Below are 14,329 nucleotides of genomic sequence, written 5' to 3' on the forward strand. Positions count from 1 at the left end.
GTTGGCAAGACTGGTGTCTTGCTGGCCGGATACGGTGTATCCGGCCACTATGGCACGCTGTACGTGCCCGGGCGACTCCTTGCGGATGTCGTGGCCCCCACTCGACCGAGTGAGGCTTACGGACGGTTGCCCGTCGGGAACGGCCAGGCAGCGGCCGGGTTCAGCGCGGTCTTGGCAGCGGCAGCAGGAGCAACGGCGGGCGCAGCGGCAGGAGCCGCCGCAGGGGCAGCCTTGGCCTTCTTCGCAGCCGGCTTCTTGGCAGCAGCCTTCTTCGCAGCCGGCTTCTTGGCGGCGGTCTTCTTGGCAGCAGCCTTCTTGGCCGGCGCAGCCTTCTTGGCAGCGGCCTTCTTGGCCGGTGCTGCCTTCTTGGCGGCGACCTTCTTCACTGCGGCCTTCTTGGCCGGTGCTGCCTTCTTGGCGGCGACCTTCTTCACTGCGGCCTTCTTGGCCGGTGCTGCCTTCTTGGCGGCGACCTTCTTCACTGCGGCCTTCTTGGCCGGCGCTGCCTTCTTGGCCGGCGCTGCCTTCTTGGCGGCGACCTTCTTTACTGCGGCCTTCTTGGCCGGCGCTGCCTTCTTGGCGGCGACCTTCTTCACTGCAGCCTTCTTGGCGGCCGGCGCCTTCTTGGCGGCTACCTTCTTCACTGCAGCCTTCTTGGCGGCCGGCGCCTTCTTGGCGGCTACCTTCTTCACAGCGGCTTTCTTGGCCGGTGCAGCCTTCTTGGCTGCCGGCTTGGCGGCCTTCTTGGCCGCCGGCTTCTTCTTCGCAGTCGTTGCCATGGATAACTCCTTCACTAGAGAGTGAATATCGAATGACCTAGGTTGGCGACCCGACCGACCCGAGGCGCAGCACTTTGCCACTACCCCAGTCGAGCGAGCGATTCATCGGCGCACGGCATTACCTCCGCCGCACGCTAATGAATTCGGTAGCAGGGCCGTCGCCCACGGCGACGCACTGGCGGCAAGACGGGCCCGCATGCGGGCTCCGGGCACTTGCCGCGCCCCGGAATATTCGATCAGCCCACGCCGCCCGTCGAGTCGGCGCGCAGCCAGCAATGAGGAGATATCGGACGGCTTGCCTGCGGTGCGGGCCTGGCCTCGCGCACGGCAGACGGCATTCATCTTGAGGTAGCTGGCCCATCCCGTCACTGGGCCAAAGGAGACTGCACGCGTTTTAAGAAGCCGTTCCGGCCTGGTCTGCGTCAAAGTTCTCGTGCTCCTCAGCTACCTGCATCACTGTGTCACTGCATCGAAGCTCGCATCGCGCTCTTCGTTCAATCTTGTTTGTTTGTTCCTGCTTCGCTGCAATGAAGTGGGACTCTTGTCAAGGCGAATCATAATTCGTTTGCACGATGATGTTAAGAAAAAAGTGCAAAAAAACTTGCGCGCGCGCGCAAGTCGATCTAGATCGCGAGCACCGCTTCGCGAAGACATCGCCAACACCATCGCGCAACCTCGTCCGCATGCGTCGGCGCATGTCCTCATCAGCGACGCGAACAGGCATCGCGACGCGCGCGAATGCACGCACTCCGACACGATCGGCGAGCGCTTCGCATCGCGCGTGAAAGCATCGCAATGCCTGCACCGCACTCATCGAAAGCGCGCGCGCAACACGCATCGTGCCGACTGGAAAGCCGCATGAATAAAGGCTTTCCGGCAGGCGAAGCGAGGCTGTACAAGACGCGCTGCCATGCACGCACCGCACGCACGCGATCACGCGCCTCGCCCTTGCGCGCGCTGTCTCGACACCGGACGGCAAGCGCGCCGCGCGCCATGATCCTCTCGCTGCGATGACGCGCGCGATGGTCGCGCGCATCCATGTCGCCGAGCGCGCGCGACACTGATGCGCCAACGCAACGGTTTGCATCGAAGCAACAGCTCGACGACCTCCGAAGCGTTGCGATCCGGCAAAGCTTTCGCAATGAAGACGCGTCGCGATGTCCGCAGGCAACGATCCGCATGCGCGTCGACACCCGTCACGCGATGCCGATGTCAGTGAAGATCGACGCTTTGCACAACCCGTTCCTGTCGCGCGAAGGATGCCGGTGAAACATCGCAACGCGGCCGCCTAGAGGATTGCTTCAGGCACGCGCGGTACACGCTTTGTTGCGACACAGAATTCCCGCAAACGGCTTGCCGATGCGGCTTTCGGAGAAACGTGCAACAGCGGCGCGGAGCCTGCGCGCGCCGGGGCGCTGATTGCGAAGCGCAAGCCGCGCCAGTAGATTGGCGAGCACGCTTGACGCCGCACAGACTGTGCAACTGGCAGCAGCATGGCTGCCGGCACCGGCGCAAGCAACCGCCACCACCCGAGAGGAGACCTCATGCGCATCCACCCCCAAGCCAACCCCGCGCGCGCGCTGCTGCGCGCCGGCATGTTCGCCGCCGTCTTGTTCGCGAGCGCCGCGGCGCACGCCCAGGCCACGCCGAGCGGCAACTGGAAGACCATTGACGACACCACCGGCAAGCCACGCGGCCTGATTGAGATCACCGAAAAGAACGGCGTCTACAGCGGCCGGCTGGTGAAGACCTTCGTCGAAGGCGACGGCAAGCCGAAGGTGTGCGACAAATGCACCGATGCGCGCAAGGACCAGCCCATCATCGGCATGACCATCCTCTCCGGCCTGCGCAAGACCGGCGATAACGAATGGAGTGGTGGCGAGATCCTCGACCCCGAGAACGGCAAGGTCTACAAGAGCAAGATGTCGCTGTCCGACGATGGCGGCAAACTCAACGTGCGCGGCTTCATCGGCATCAGCCTGCTGGGCCGCACGCAGACCTGGGAGCGCGAGCACTGATGGCACACTGCCGGCGCCCGCCGGTGCGTCAGGGTTTCTCCGCATCACCGCTCCAGGGAGAAGCACCGCAAGACGCACGTCAAGCAGACTGACAGCCAGTCCCGGTAACATCGTCCGGCATTCGCGGCGCAAGCGATGGCCGTCGCGCCGCGAATCGGACCCACACATCGGAGACACCATGCGACAGATCCCCGCCAGCCGCGCGCTGGCCCTTGCCTTGCCATCTCTTGCCGCGGCTGCGGCAATCATCGTTGCCCTCCCCTCGCCCGCGCGCGCAGCCGATGCATGGCCGGCGCACGTCATCAAGTTCGTGGTGCCGTTCACGGCGGGCGGAGCCAATGACCTGGTGGCGCGTGCCGCGGCCGACGCCGTCAGCAAGCGCCTGGGCCAGCCGGTCGTGATCGAGAATCGTCCCGGTGCCGGTGGCGTGGTCGGCGCCGACTTTGTGGCCAAGAGCAAACCCGATGGCTATACCTTCCTCGTCGGCGCGGTCGGCACCGTGACCAACAGCCTGATCCGCACGAAGATGCCCTACGCCGCGGACGACCTGGTACCGGTGTCGCTGATCGCGGTGAGCCCTTCGGTGATCGTGGCATCGCCATCGTTGCCGGCGAACAACCTGAAGGAGCTGATCGACTACTCGAAGAAACAAGGCGGCGGAGTGAACTTCGCCACGGCCGGTAGCGGCAGCACGCCGCACTTCGTCGAGGAGATGCTCAAGGAGAAAGGTGCATCGCTCACGCCGGTGCCATACAAGAGCGGTTCGGAGAGCATCACCGCGGTGATGGGCGGCCAGGTCGCCGCGACATCCGAAGCGAGCGTGGTGGTACTGCCGCATATCAAGGCGGGCAAGCTCAAGGCGCTCGGCGCAACCTGGGACAAGCGCATGAGCGCCGCGCCGGGCATCCCTACCACTGCCGAACAGGGCATGCCTGAAGTCCGCATCGGACACTGGGCCGGCATCTTCGCGCCCAAGGGCACCGACCCCGCCATCCTGAAGAAGCTCAATGCGGAGATGACCGCGGCCATGCAGACACAGGAAACGCGCGAGCGACTGCTGCCTAATGGCATTGAGCCGGCAGGGGGCTCGCAGGAGAGCTTCGTCGCCTTCATCAAGTCCGAACGCGAACGCCTGGGGCGGATTGCAAAGAACGCCAATATGAGCGCCGACTGAGAAATATTTTTAAGCTGACCGGCCGGTCATTTTCGCCAATGTACTGAGGCGGCCCTTCCTGCGAAGGGCCGTTTTCTTTTCGCGCCCAGCCCCTTGGGGCCAGAGGAGTCTTGCGCGGAGCAATTTATGGCGTTTTGCGCACTATTTTGCGCCTGTTTGTTTTTTATTTAAAGCATATGAACACGACAGTCAATGTCTGTGACTTGTCCGCAACGTTAATTGCAACGCAAATCATTCGCATTTATATTCGCACAGCCCAAATCATCCCCCCATGACGGCATCGTCGATTCCCGTGCTTTCGCGCTGGCAGCGGCGCCGGCCGGACCCGCACCGGGGGTCGGACAAGAAACGTACGCCATGAACCGCCGCTCCCAACCTACGCCCATCGCAGCCGCGCTGATCGCGCTGTTTGCCGCCCCCGCAGCCTCTCTTGCCCAGCAGGCACCCGTCCCGACCGCCGCAGCCACGACGCTGCAGGAGGTGGTCGTCAATGGCGCAGCCTCGCGCGATGATTTCAATGCGGGCAGGACCTCCATCAGCAAGCTGCCTGAAGACCTGCGCGACGTGCCGCAGTCCGTCACGGTGGTGAACAAGGCGTTGATGGAATCCCAGGGCGTGAGTTCGCTGGCCGACGCGCTGCGCAATGTGCCCGGCATCACCATCGGCGGCGCCGAAGGCGGGCAGATCGGCAACAACATCAACCTGAACGGCTTCTCGGCCCGCACCGATATCTACCTGGACGGCTTCCGCGATCGCGGCCAGTACTATCGCGATACCTTCGCGCTGGATTCCGTCGAAGTGCTGATGGGTCCGTCGTCGATGCTGTTCGGGCGCGGGTCCACCGGCGGCGTGATCAACCAGGTCAGCAAGAAGCCGCAGATGAAGGCCGCCACCGAAGTGACGGGCTCGGTCACCACCAATGGCCTGGTGCGCGCCACCGCGGACTACAACACGCCCACCGGCGACACCTCGGCCTTCCGCATCTCGGCGATGGCGCAGGATGGCCGTCCCAGCACCCGTGACGAGATGACGGTGCAAGACTTCGGCATTGCGCCGTCGTGGCGCTTCGGCATCGGCACACCCACGGAAATCACCCTGTCGGCACTGCTGCAGCACAACCACGACATGCCGGACTATGGCTTTTCGAACCTGAACGGCCATCCGACCAATGTCGACCGCAATACCTTCTACGGCTTCACCGACGATCGCACCAACCAGGACATCGCGGCGCTGAGCGCGGGCATCACGCACAAGTTCTCGCCCAACCTGCGCCTGCGCAACCAGACGCAGTTCAACTACGTGGAAACCGATGCGCGCGAAACCGCGCCGAACGCGGTCGGCTCGGTCAGTGCGCGCGGCTTCACGCCGCTGACCACCAGTACCCTGCCGCTGGACCAGCTGTTCGTGCGCCTGCAGAGCCACGACCGCAAGATCCGCGACTATTCGATCTTCAACCAGACCGAACTGACCGCGAACTTCGATACCGGCTCCGTCAAGCACACGCTGCTGGTCGGCGCGGAAATCGGCCATGACGGTTACAACAACCAGAACTACTACCGCAACGGCAGCTGCAACGGCCAGCCGCTGGTCAGTGGCACGACCGCCGCGACGGCGGGATACGTTGCCTGCGAACCGCTGGTCAACCCGACCTACACGGCCTCGCCTGCCAACGTGGCCACCAGCACCGGCAATCTGCAAGGCGGCTCGGCCAATACGATAGCCGCCTACCTCAACGATTCGATCGAGTTCAGCAAGCAATGGAAGGCCGTAGCCGGCGTGCGCTATGACCGCTACATCGCCAGCATCAGCAACTCCATCAACTCATCCAACTCCGCCCGCGCCCCCTTCTTCAGCACCGCGCTGGCCAACGCCGACCAGACCGTCAACTTCACCAGCGTGCGCCTCGGTGGTATCTGGCAGCCGACCGAAGCCCAGTCCTACTACGTGTCGTATGGCACGTCGTTCAACCCCTCGCTGGAGCAGCTGGTCGGCACCGTCGGCCAGCAAAGCCTGGACCCGGAGAAGAACAAGTCCTATGAAGTCGGTGGCAAGTGGGACCTGATGGGCGGCGACCTGTCGCTGACCTCGGCGCTGTTCCAGATCACCAAGGACAATGCCCGCAGCCAGATCGACGCCACCACCTACGCGCTGTCCGGCAAGATCCGCGTGAAGGGCTTCCGCGCGGGCGCCACGGGACACATCACCAACAAGTGGCAGGTGTTCGCCGGCTATACCTACCTGGACGGCGAGATCATCAACGGCATCGGCGCCAACACCACCGGCAAGGTGCCCACCAACACGCCCAAGCACACTGCAACGGCCTGGACCAGCTACACCATCCTGCCCAACTGGGAAGTTGGCGGCGGCGCCTTCTATATGTCGGAGCGCTTCGCCAACAACACCAATACGGTCCAGGTGGGCAGCTTCGTGCGCTGGGACGGCATGGTGGCCTACCACCAGCCGAGGTACGACGTGCGCCTGAACCTGTTCAATATCTTCAACAAGATGTATTACGATGCACTGATCCAGTCCGATGGCGGACGCTCGGTGCCGGGTACCGGCCGCACCGCCATGCTGTCGTTCACCTATCGCATGTAAGCAGGTAAGGAAAGCCGCCATGCTGGTCGTCATCCCCCAGGTCCTCAACGCCGAACAGGTCGGCGCGGTGCGCGAACGGCTGGAACAGGCGGGCGATGCCTGGGTCGACGGCCGCGTCACGGCCGGCTACTCGGGCGCGCCGGTCAAGTTCAACCAGCAGATCGACGAACGCTCGGACGTGGCGCTGGAATGCCAGCGCCTGATCCTGGGCATGCTCGAGCGCAACCCGCGATTCATCAGCGCCGCGCTGCCCAATATCGTCTACCCGCCGATGTTCAACCGCTACAGCGAGGGCATGACCTTCGGCGCCCATGTGGACGGCAGCGTACGCATCCACCCGCACGACGGGCGCAAGCTGCGCACCGACATCTCGGCCACGCTGTTCCTGTCGCCGCGCGACAGCTACGACGGCGGCGAGCTGCAGGTGCAGGACACCTACGGCATGCACTCGGTCAAGCTCGAAGCCGGCGACATGGTGGTCTACCCGGCCACCAGCCTGCACCAGGTCACGCCGATCACGCGCGGCACGCGCGTGGCCAGCTTCTTCTGGATCCAGAGCCTGGTGCGCGACGACACGCAGCGCGCGCTGCTGTTCGACATGGACAACGCCATCCAGCGCCTGAACCAGACCGGCGCCGATGAAGATGCGCGCCGGACCCTGGTGGGCTGCTACCACAACCTGTTGAGGCAGTGGAGCGAGACCTGAGCCGGTTAGTGCCATAACGGAAGGAAAAAAAGGCCGGGCGGTGTGTAACCGCCCGGCCTTTTTGCTGGCTGACGATTTCCGTACTGACTTACATCCGGTAGCGGATCGTCGCCATGACGCTGCGGGGCGCGCCCGGCATGTTCAGGTTCGGGTTGGTGCCGTGCGCCGAGACGATGTAGCTCTTGTCGAACAGGTTGTACAGGTTCAGCTGGGCCTCGAAGGCACCGCGGCGATACCAGGCCATCATGTCGGCCGTGACATAGCCGGGCAGCGTCACGGTATTGGCCGGGTCGGCGTAACGCGCGCCCACCATGTTCAGGCCGGCGCCCACGCCAAAGCCATAGCCCAGGCTCTTGGTCAGCCAGACGTTGCCCGAATGCCTGGGCGTGATCGTGGCGCGCTTGCCCTGGAAGGCCGCCGTCGACTTGGTCACTTCGGCGTCCAGGTAGGCGTAGCCGGCCAGGAAGCGCCAGCCGCCGCCCAGCTCGGCCGCGCCCGAGAGTTCCACGCCATCGGTGCGCTGCTCGCCGATCGGGATCAGTGCCGTGCCGGCGGCGTTGGCGACCTTGATATTGGTGCGTTCCAGGCGGAACACCGACACCGTGGCGCTGGCCTTGCCATCCAGGAAGTCGTACTTGGCCCCGACTTCCGTGTTGTTGGTCGTTTCGGGCGCGAGTTGCGTGTTGCTGGCCGCGAGCGCGAAGGCTTCGCCGGACGGCTGGAACGACTTGCTCCACGACACGTAGTAGGACTGCGCCTTCGTCGGCTGCCAGACCAGGCCGGCACGCGGACTCCACGCATTGTCGGTGCGCGACAGATTGGGCTGGCCGGCAATGTTCTGCCGCGTCTCCTGCTCGAAGCGGTCGTAGCGCACGCCCAGCAACGCCTTCCATTGCTCGCTGAGAGTCAGCATGTCCTGCGTGTAGAACGCCAGGGTATTGAACACGCCAAGGTTGTTGGTAGCCGGCGTGCCCGGCGCCAGGCGCGCCAGCGTGGGCAGCACCGGATTGAACAGGTTGAAGTTCGCTACCTTCCCGTCCGCACCGAGCACCGGCTTGGTGTTGTTGACCTGGTTCTTGTTCTGCTGGCCGATCTCCATGCCGTACAGCAGCTCATGCTGCATGCCGAAGAAACTGGCCTTCTGCGTCAGGTCGGTCTGGTTGAACCAGCCATGCTCCTCGCGGCCGACATTGCCGTGGTTCATGGTGAAGGTCTGCGCCGCCTCGTTGACGGAGTTGGTCAGCGTATTGTTGCGGTCCAGCGAATAGTGGTAATAGCGTGTGGCATTGCGGATCGACCAGCTGTCGTTGAAGCGATGGTTGATCGTGGCCGTGCCCGAGTACACGCGGGACTGCGAGTAGTCGGCGTCGCGCGCGTTGGCCGCGCCGTAGTAGCGCGAGGCCGGCACGTCGACCGGGCGGCCCTTGTAGGCCGGGATGCCGAAGTCGGTCACACGACGGTCTTCGAGATAGTCGGCCTGCAGCAGCACGGTGGTCTCGGGTGCGATCCGCAGTTCGAGCGACGGCGCGATCGCCTTGCGATCGAGGAACTGCTGCGAGCGGTAGCTGTTGGCCTTCTCCACCGCGCCCGTCACGCGGAATGCGGCGGCGCCATCGGCGAACACGCGGCCGACGTCGGCCTCGGCGCGGCGGTCGGCCCACATGCCGTAGCTCAGCGCGAAGTCGGTCACGTCGACGCCCGGCTTCTTGGTCACGCGGTTGATCAGGCCGCCCGACGAGCCACGGCCATAGAGCACGGCGGCCGGTCCCTTGATGACTTCGACGCGGTCCACGTTGGACAGGTCACGGAAATAGAGCGCATCGTCGCGGATGCCGTCGACGAACTGGTCGGCAATCGCGGTGAAACCGCGGATCGACACCTGGTCGCGCTGGCCATCGCCCGTTGAGAACGACACGCCCGGCACGTTCTTCAGGGCGTCCTGCATCGAGTTGGCATGCTGGTCGCGCATGACATCTGCCGTGACCACGTTGACCGTCTGCGGTACGTCGCGCAGCGGCGCCTCGGTCTTGGTGGCGCTGACTGTCTTCGCGGGGTTGTAGCCCGTCCCCAGGTCCTGGCTGGCATCGGCCCTGACCGTGACCTCGGGAAGGCTCTGCTGCGATGCGGCAGCTGCGGCACCGGCCTCCTGGGCATGGACAATGCCGGCCAGCATTGGCTGGCACGCGAATACCGTCAGAACGGCGCGGTGTACTGGATGCAGTTTAAGACTCATTTCCCTGTAATTTTTTGTAATGCCGCAACTAAAATGCGACGCATTATCATTTACAGGCGACACAAGGTCAAATTTGCGGCGAAATATCCTCCTCGGCTTTGTTGTTAAAGAGTCACTCAAATCACATTTTTGATCTCCGTCAGACCCCTGCCCGTGCCCGGCGATTACCCGAACTGTTCCGCCAGCGCATCGCGCGCGGCCGCGATGAAATCCGGCTCGCCGCGCCGGCCAGGCAACAGGAAGAACTCCGCTTCGGGCAACGCCGGCAGGCCCAGCCGCCGCTGGCTTGCCGCATCGAGTGGCGCCACGCCGGGGCCGATCGCCGACGCGTTCAGGCACGAAAGGCCCAGCCCCGCAGCCAGCGCCAGGTGCAAACCCGCCACGCCCGAAGCGGAGTGCGCGATCTCGAACGGCCGATGCTTGCGCACCAGCAGCTTCACCACGAACTGGTGCAGCGAGCACGAGTCGGGCAGCAGCACAAGCGGCAGCGTCGGCGGCAAGTTGCCGGCCTCGCCCTGCGCCGTCACCCACGACAGCAGCTCGCGCCGCAGCAACGTCCCGCGCCGCGCCGCCGCCTGGCCGCGCGTGCCCACGATGCGCATGCTCAGGCCGACATCGAACGCGTCCATGTCCGCCGTGGCGTCGATCACGGCGCTCTTCATCACCGTGACGTGCAGGCGCAGCAGCGGATGGCGTTCGCGCAGGCGGCGCAGCATGCCGGCGATCTCGGCGGGCCGGAAGTAATCGGTCACCGCGAGCCGCAGCTCGCCCTCCAGCACGCGGCCGCGCAACTCCTGCAGCGCCATGTCGTTGAGCGCCAGGATGCGCCGCGCATGCTCGAGCAGACGCATTCCCGCGGGCGTCGGCACCGCGCCTTTGCGCCCGCGCGTGAGCAACGGCAGGCCGGCGCGCTCCTCGAGCTTGCGCAATTGCTCGCTGACGGAGGACTGCGACAGGAACAGCCGGGGCGCGGCTGCGGACAGGCTGCCGCTATCGGCCACCGTGACGAAGGTGCGCAACTGGTCGGTGTCGAATCCGCGCATGGTGATCCCCTGATTCCTGATGAACACATTGATTCGGAGAATCCGATGGTTCATATCGGAACTTCCCGCTTTTCCGATGGTACACCGTCACCTACCATGACATCACCAACGCAATCAGACAGGAGCCAGCCATGCCCCACATCAACCTGCAGATCTCCGGCCAGCCCGACGCCGCCCTCACCCGCCGCAGCGCCGCGGCAGTGGCCGAACTCACGCAGCGCGTGCTCGGCAAGAAGCCCGATGTCATCGCCATCGCGGTCCAGTACGTGCCGCGCGAACAGTGGATCATCGGCGGCGAGCCGCTGTCCGAAAGCGGGCGCAATGCCTTCCATCTGGATATCAGCGTGACCGATGAAACCAATACCAAGGCGGAGAAGGCTGCGTACCTGAAAGCTGTGTTCGAGGCACTGTCCGAGCTGATCGGCAACGTGCATCCGGTCTCGTATATCCACGTGATCGATGCACGTGCCGCGGCTTATGGATATGGCGGGCTGACGCAGGAGTATCGGCATCAGCATGGGTGAAGATGGCGGGTACCGGTCGGCTACGTACAGGCTGACGGGACAATTTCAGCCTTAATTCCGCTCTCGTGTTCTTGTAGATTGGTGACTTGTTAACTAGTGTGGGCGCAGCAGCCATGCGTACCACCCACCGCGAGGGAAAGCCACCATGAAGCATGTCACCCTGCCCGATGGCGAGCGCGTGCCCGCGCTTGGCATGGGAACGTGGAATATGGGCGAACACCCCGCCGCGCGTGCCGAGGAAATCGCTACGCTGCGGCTGGGCCTGGACCTGGGCCTGCGCCTGATCGACACCGCCGAGATGTATGGCGAGGGCCAGTCCGAAGAGATGATCGGCGAAGCCATCGCCGGCCGGCGCGACGAGGTCTTCCTGGTCAGCAAGGTCTACCCGCACAACGCCAGCCGCCGCGGCGCCGTGGCCGCGTGCGAACGCAGCCTGCGCCGGCTCGGCACCGACCGCCTCGACCTCTACCTGCTGCACTGGCGCGGCGGCATCGCGCTGGAGGAAACGGTGGAAGCGCTGCGGGGCCTGCAGCGCGATGGCAAGATCCGCCACTATGGCGTGAGCAATCTTGACCTGTCCGATATGGAGGAATTGTGGGAGGTCCCAGGCGGGGACCAGGTTGCGGTCAACCAGCTCCTGTACAACCTGACCCGCCGAGGCATCGAATGGGACCTGCTGCCGTGGCTGCGGGCGCATGGCGTGCCGGTCATGGCCTATTCGCCGATCGAGCAGGCGCGGCTGGTGCGGCACCCGAAGCTCGTGCGCTTCGCGCAGGCCAACGGCATGACGCCGGTTCACGTTGCGCTGGCCTGGCTGCTTGCACGCGACGACATCATCGCCATCCCGAAGACCGGACACCGCGAACGCCTGCGCGAGAACTTCGGCGCGCTGCAGCACCCGCTCGCGCCGGAACAACTTCAGGAACTCGACCGCCTGTTCCCGCCGCCGAAAGGACCCGCGCCGCTGGAAATGCTTTAGCGGCTGGCGGCCTTACTGCGCTTACTGCGCGCGCGCGAGATAGCGTTCGCGCTCCACGTATTTCGTCAGGTAGGCGCGCGCCTTCTCGCGCGTGTCGGTGGTGACGCGGTCGGCCGCCTGGCGCGCGCCGGACTTGCCGTGCGAGGACGACATCTGGCTGCCGAGATAGGTGCCGAAGGCATCGTGCATCGCCTTCAGGTCGCCATTGCATGCAGCCAGCGCCGAGGACACCACGTCCTTGGTCTGTGCCTTGCCGGATACGCCTTCGTCGGCCTTGTGCTGCACGCAATCCATATAGCGGGCGCGCAGTGCCTGCCAGCCGTTGTCGGCGTTCGTGCTCGCGTTGGCGGCATTGGCGGCGCCGGCGGCCTCGCCCGCATCGGGCGCGGGCGGTTGGGACCCACAGGCGCCAAGCAGCGCGGCAACCAGCAGGATGGATAACTTGGGGGCATGGAGGAGCGTTTTCATGCGTCGGGACTGTACCGCAGCATGCGCGGCCTTGCTGCGAAAAAGTCGACCATTCGCCACAACATTAACAAATGGAAACGACTTCAACGTGTTGCATACGGTCCGCCATTGGTCCGCACCCGGCCGGGCACTATGCTTCAAAGTACACAAACAAGCAGAAGGAGATCCTATGAAGCGCCGCTCATTCCTCCAAACCGGTGCCGGCCTCGTATTGGGCGGCTTGTCGCTGGCCGCTTGCACTACCACGGGTCCCGATGCGAAAAGCGACAAGGCCGCGCGGCGGCGCGAACTGGATTCGGGTGTGGATGCCACGCTCGGCAAGTTGTACGGCAGCGTCAAGGGCTCGCACGACCTGGCCAACAAGGCACGCGGCATCCTGGTGTTCCCGAAGACGCTGACGGCGGGTTTTGTCGTCGGCGGCGAGTATGGCGATGGCGCGCTGCGCTCGGGCGGTGCCACGCGCGGCTACTACCGCCTGATCGCGGGCTCGGTCGGCTGGCAGATCGGCGCGCAGTCCAAGTCCGTCATCCTGATGTTCCTGACGCAGGACGCCTACGACAAGTTCGTGCGCAGCGAAGGCTGGACCGCCGGCGTGGACGCCACCGTGGCGCTGGCAACGGTAGGCGCCAACGGCGTGCTGGACACCAACACCGCGCAATCTCCGATTGTCGGGTTCGTCATGACCAATGCGGGCCTGATGGCCGGACTCAGCCTGGAAGGCAGCAAGATCAGCAAGCTCGATCTGTAGCGCAATCTGTTGAGCACCATCGCGCGCGGTGCCGCCGCTTTTTCCGGCGGCACCGCTGCGACCGGATAGAATTCGTCCCTTTGGCCGAATTCCTCCCATGTGGTTCAAGAACCTGCAGCTCCACCGTTTTTCCGCTCCATGGTCACCCGGCGCCGACGAAGTCGAAGCCAGCCTGGCCAAACATGCCTTCTTTCCCGGCACCAGCCTTGAAATGCAGACGCAGGGCTGGGCTTCGCCGCGCGACAACGGCCAGCTGGTCCACGCCGTGGGCCGCCAGATGCTCCTGACGCTGCGCACCGAGAAAAAACTGCTGCCCGCCACCGTGGTCAACCAGGTGACCAAGGCGCGCGCCGCCGAGATCGAGGAGCAGCAAGGCTACAAGCCCGGCCGCAAGCAAATGAAGGAACTGAAGGAGCAGGTCACCGAAGAACTGCTGCCGCGCGCCTTCAGCATCCGCCGCGACACGCGCGTGTGGATCGACCCCGACAATGGCTGGCTGGCCATCGACGCCGCCAGCGCGGCCAAGGCCGACGAAGTGCGCGGCATGCTGTTCAAGGCACTCGACCCGCTGCCGCTCGCGAACCTGCACGTGAACCAGTCGCCCGTGGCAGCCATGACCGACTGGCTGGCCACCGACACCGCGCCCGCCGGCTTCACCGTGGACCAGGAGATCGAACTCCAGTCCGGCGCCGAAAGCAAGGCCACCGTGCGCTACGTGCGTCATCCGCTCGATGCCGAAGACCTGCGCCGCCATATCTCCGGCGGCAAGCGCTGCACGCGCCTGGCCATGACCTGGAACGACCGCGTGTCGTTCGTGCTGACCGATTCGCTCGCGGTCAAGCGCGTGGCGCCGCTGGACGTGATCAAGGAACAAGCCGACCACACCGGCAGCGACGAAGACGAGCGTTTCGACGCCGATTTCACGCTGATGGCGGGAGAACTGGCTGGCATGCTGAGCGACCTGACCGAGGCGCTCGGCGGCGAGCGCAAGGTCTGAGGCCAGCGCCCGCGATCTGAAATCTTTCGACGGCCGCCTTGCGCGGCCGTTTTTCTGCCTAG

General features: G+C 64.8%; 14 protein-coding genes. 10 read left to right on the forward strand and 4 right to left on the reverse strand.

What is annotated here, in order from left to right:
• Positions 1 to 116 precede the first annotated feature (116 nt).
• Positions 117 to 779, reverse strand: coding sequence for a histone H1-like DNA-binding protein (locus tag AC3FNH_RS11195; RefSeq protein WP_488720093.1), 663 nt, complete (start codon positions 777 to 779; stop codon positions 117 to 119).
• A 601-nt stretch (positions 780 to 1,380) separates the two neighbouring features.
• Between AC3FNH_RS11195 and AC3FNH_RS11200 the strand changes: the two genes are divergently transcribed.
• The 6 genes from AC3FNH_RS11200 (at position 1,381) to AC3FNH_RS11225 (ending at position 7,275) form a co-directional block, all read left to right on the forward strand.
• The gene (locus tag AC3FNH_RS11200) at positions 1,381 to 1,641 is read left to right on the forward strand and encodes a hypothetical protein (RefSeq protein ID WP_488720094.1); all 261 of its coding nucleotides are present in this window, start codon (positions 1,381 to 1,383) and stop codon (positions 1,639 to 1,641) included.
• A gap of 176 nt (positions 1,642 to 1,817) precedes the next feature.
• Positions 1,818 to 2,048 (forward strand): hypothetical protein, encoded by a 231-nt coding sequence (locus tag AC3FNH_RS11205; protein ID WP_488720095.1) that lies wholly within the window; start codon positions 1,818 to 1,820, stop codon positions 2,046 to 2,048.
• A gap of 275 nt (positions 2,049 to 2,323) precedes the next feature.
• Complete coding sequence (locus AC3FNH_RS11210) at positions 2,324 to 2,797, forward strand: DUF2147 domain-containing protein (RefSeq protein ID WP_488720096.1); 474 nt, start codon at positions 2,324 to 2,326, stop codon at positions 2,795 to 2,797.
• A gap of 178 nt (positions 2,798 to 2,975) precedes the next feature.
• A complete protein-coding gene (locus AC3FNH_RS11215) occupies positions 2,976 to 3,971 on the forward strand; it encodes a Bug family tripartite tricarboxylate transporter substrate binding protein (RefSeq protein WP_488720097.1) in 996 nt (331 codons plus the stop codon).
• Between the two features lie 357 nt (positions 3,972 to 4,328).
• The gene (locus tag AC3FNH_RS11220; protein ID WP_488720098.1) at positions 4,329 to 6,569 is read left to right on the forward strand and encodes a TonB-dependent receptor; all 2,241 of its coding nucleotides are present in this window, start codon (positions 4,329 to 4,331) and stop codon (positions 6,567 to 6,569) included.
• A gap of 19 nt (positions 6,570 to 6,588) precedes the next feature.
• On the forward strand, positions 6,589 to 7,275 hold the full coding sequence (locus AC3FNH_RS11225) for a Fe2+-dependent dioxygenase (protein ID WP_276098501.1): 687 nt from the start codon (positions 6,589 to 6,591) through the stop codon (positions 7,273 to 7,275).
• Positions 7,276 to 7,363: 88 nt separating this feature from the next.
• On the opposite strand, the gene AC3FNH_RS11230 is transcribed toward AC3FNH_RS11225, so the two are convergent.
• Entirely contained in the window at positions 7,364 to 9,508 is a 2,145-nt protein-coding gene (locus AC3FNH_RS11230; RefSeq protein WP_488720099.1) for a TonB-dependent receptor, read from the reverse strand.
• A 164-nt stretch (positions 9,509 to 9,672) separates the two neighbouring features.
• Positions 9,673 to 10,551, reverse strand: a complete 879-nt coding sequence (locus AC3FNH_RS11235; RefSeq protein WP_276098503.1) for a LysR family transcriptional regulator — start codon at positions 10,549 to 10,551, stop codon at positions 9,673 to 9,675.
• Positions 10,552 to 10,682: 131 nt separating this feature from the next.
• On the opposite strand from AC3FNH_RS11235, the gene AC3FNH_RS11240 reads away from it, so the two are divergent.
• Together AC3FNH_RS11240 and AC3FNH_RS11245 are read left to right on the forward strand one after the other, a co-directional pair.
• Positions 10,683 to 11,075, forward strand: a complete 393-nt coding sequence (locus tag AC3FNH_RS11240; RefSeq protein ID WP_276098504.1) for a tautomerase family protein — start codon at positions 10,683 to 10,685, stop codon at positions 11,073 to 11,075.
• 145 nt (positions 11,076 to 11,220) lie between these two features.
• The gene (locus tag AC3FNH_RS11245; RefSeq protein WP_488720100.1) at positions 11,221 to 12,054 is read left to right on the forward strand and encodes an aldo/keto reductase; all 834 of its coding nucleotides are present in this window, start codon (positions 11,221 to 11,223) and stop codon (positions 12,052 to 12,054) included.
• A gap of 21 nt (positions 12,055 to 12,075) precedes the next feature.
• Here AC3FNH_RS11245 and AC3FNH_RS11250 read toward each other — a convergent pair whose 3' ends face one another.
• Complete coding sequence (locus AC3FNH_RS11250; RefSeq protein ID WP_488720101.1) at positions 12,076 to 12,522, reverse strand: hypothetical protein; 447 nt, start codon at positions 12,520 to 12,522, stop codon at positions 12,076 to 12,078.
• A gap of 169 nt (positions 12,523 to 12,691) precedes the next feature.
• Between AC3FNH_RS11250 and AC3FNH_RS11255 the strand changes: the two genes are divergently transcribed.
• The gene (locus AC3FNH_RS11255; protein ID WP_488720102.1) at positions 12,692 to 13,270 is read left to right on the forward strand and encodes a BPSL1445 family SYLF domain-containing lipoprotein; all 579 of its coding nucleotides are present in this window, start codon (positions 12,692 to 12,694) and stop codon (positions 13,268 to 13,270) included.
• A 97-nt stretch (positions 13,271 to 13,367) separates the two neighbouring features.
• Positions 13,368 to 14,267, forward strand: a complete 900-nt coding sequence (locus AC3FNH_RS11260) for a recombination-associated protein RdgC (protein WP_276098508.1) — start codon at positions 13,368 to 13,370, stop codon at positions 14,265 to 14,267.
• The last annotated feature ends 62 nt before the right edge of the window (positions 14,268 to 14,329 follow it).

The sequence above is a fragment of the Cupriavidus sp. 22TCCZM01-5 genome (genome assembly GCF_057798915.1).

Coding starts and splice junctions, on each gene's coding strand:
- AC3FNH_RS11195 (WP_488720093.1), bottom strand. CDS start 779: ATGGCAACGACTGCGAAGAAGAAGCCGGCGGCCAAGAAGGCCGCCAAG.
- AC3FNH_RS11205 (WP_488720095.1), top strand. CDS start 1,818: ATGTCGCCGAGCGCGCGCGACACTGATGCGCCAACGCAACGGTTTGCA.
- AC3FNH_RS11210 (WP_488720096.1), top strand. CDS start 2,324: ATGCGCATCCACCCCCAAGCCAACCCCGCGCGCGCGCTGCTGCGCGCC.
- AC3FNH_RS11215 (WP_488720097.1), top strand. CDS start 2,976: ATGCGACAGATCCCCGCCAGCCGCGCGCTGGCCCTTGCCTTGCCATCT.
- AC3FNH_RS11220 (WP_488720098.1), top strand. CDS start 4,329: ATGAACCGCCGCTCCCAACCTACGCCCATCGCAGCCGCGCTGATCGCG.
- AC3FNH_RS11225 (WP_276098501.1), top strand. CDS start 6,589: ATGCTGGTCGTCATCCCCCAGGTCCTCAACGCCGAACAGGTCGGCGCG.
- AC3FNH_RS11230 (WP_488720099.1), bottom strand. CDS start 9,508: ATGAGTCTTAAACTGCATCCAGTACACCGCGCCGTTCTGACGGTATTC.
- AC3FNH_RS11235 (WP_276098503.1), bottom strand. CDS start 10,551: ATGCGCGGATTCGACACCGACCAGTTGCGCACCTTCGTCACGGTGGCC.
- AC3FNH_RS11240 (WP_276098504.1), top strand. CDS start 10,683: ATGCCCCACATCAACCTGCAGATCTCCGGCCAGCCCGACGCCGCCCTC.
- AC3FNH_RS11245 (WP_488720100.1), top strand. CDS start 11,221: ATGAAGCATGTCACCCTGCCCGATGGCGAGCGCGTGCCCGCGCTTGGC.
- AC3FNH_RS11250 (WP_488720101.1), bottom strand. CDS start 12,522: ATGAAAACGCTCCTCCATGCCCCCAAGTTATCCATCCTGCTGGTTGCC.
- AC3FNH_RS11255 (WP_488720102.1), top strand. CDS start 12,692: ATGAAGCGCCGCTCATTCCTCCAAACCGGTGCCGGCCTCGTATTGGGC.
- AC3FNH_RS11260 (WP_276098508.1), top strand. CDS start 13,368: ATGTGGTTCAAGAACCTGCAGCTCCACCGTTTTTCCGCTCCATGGTCA.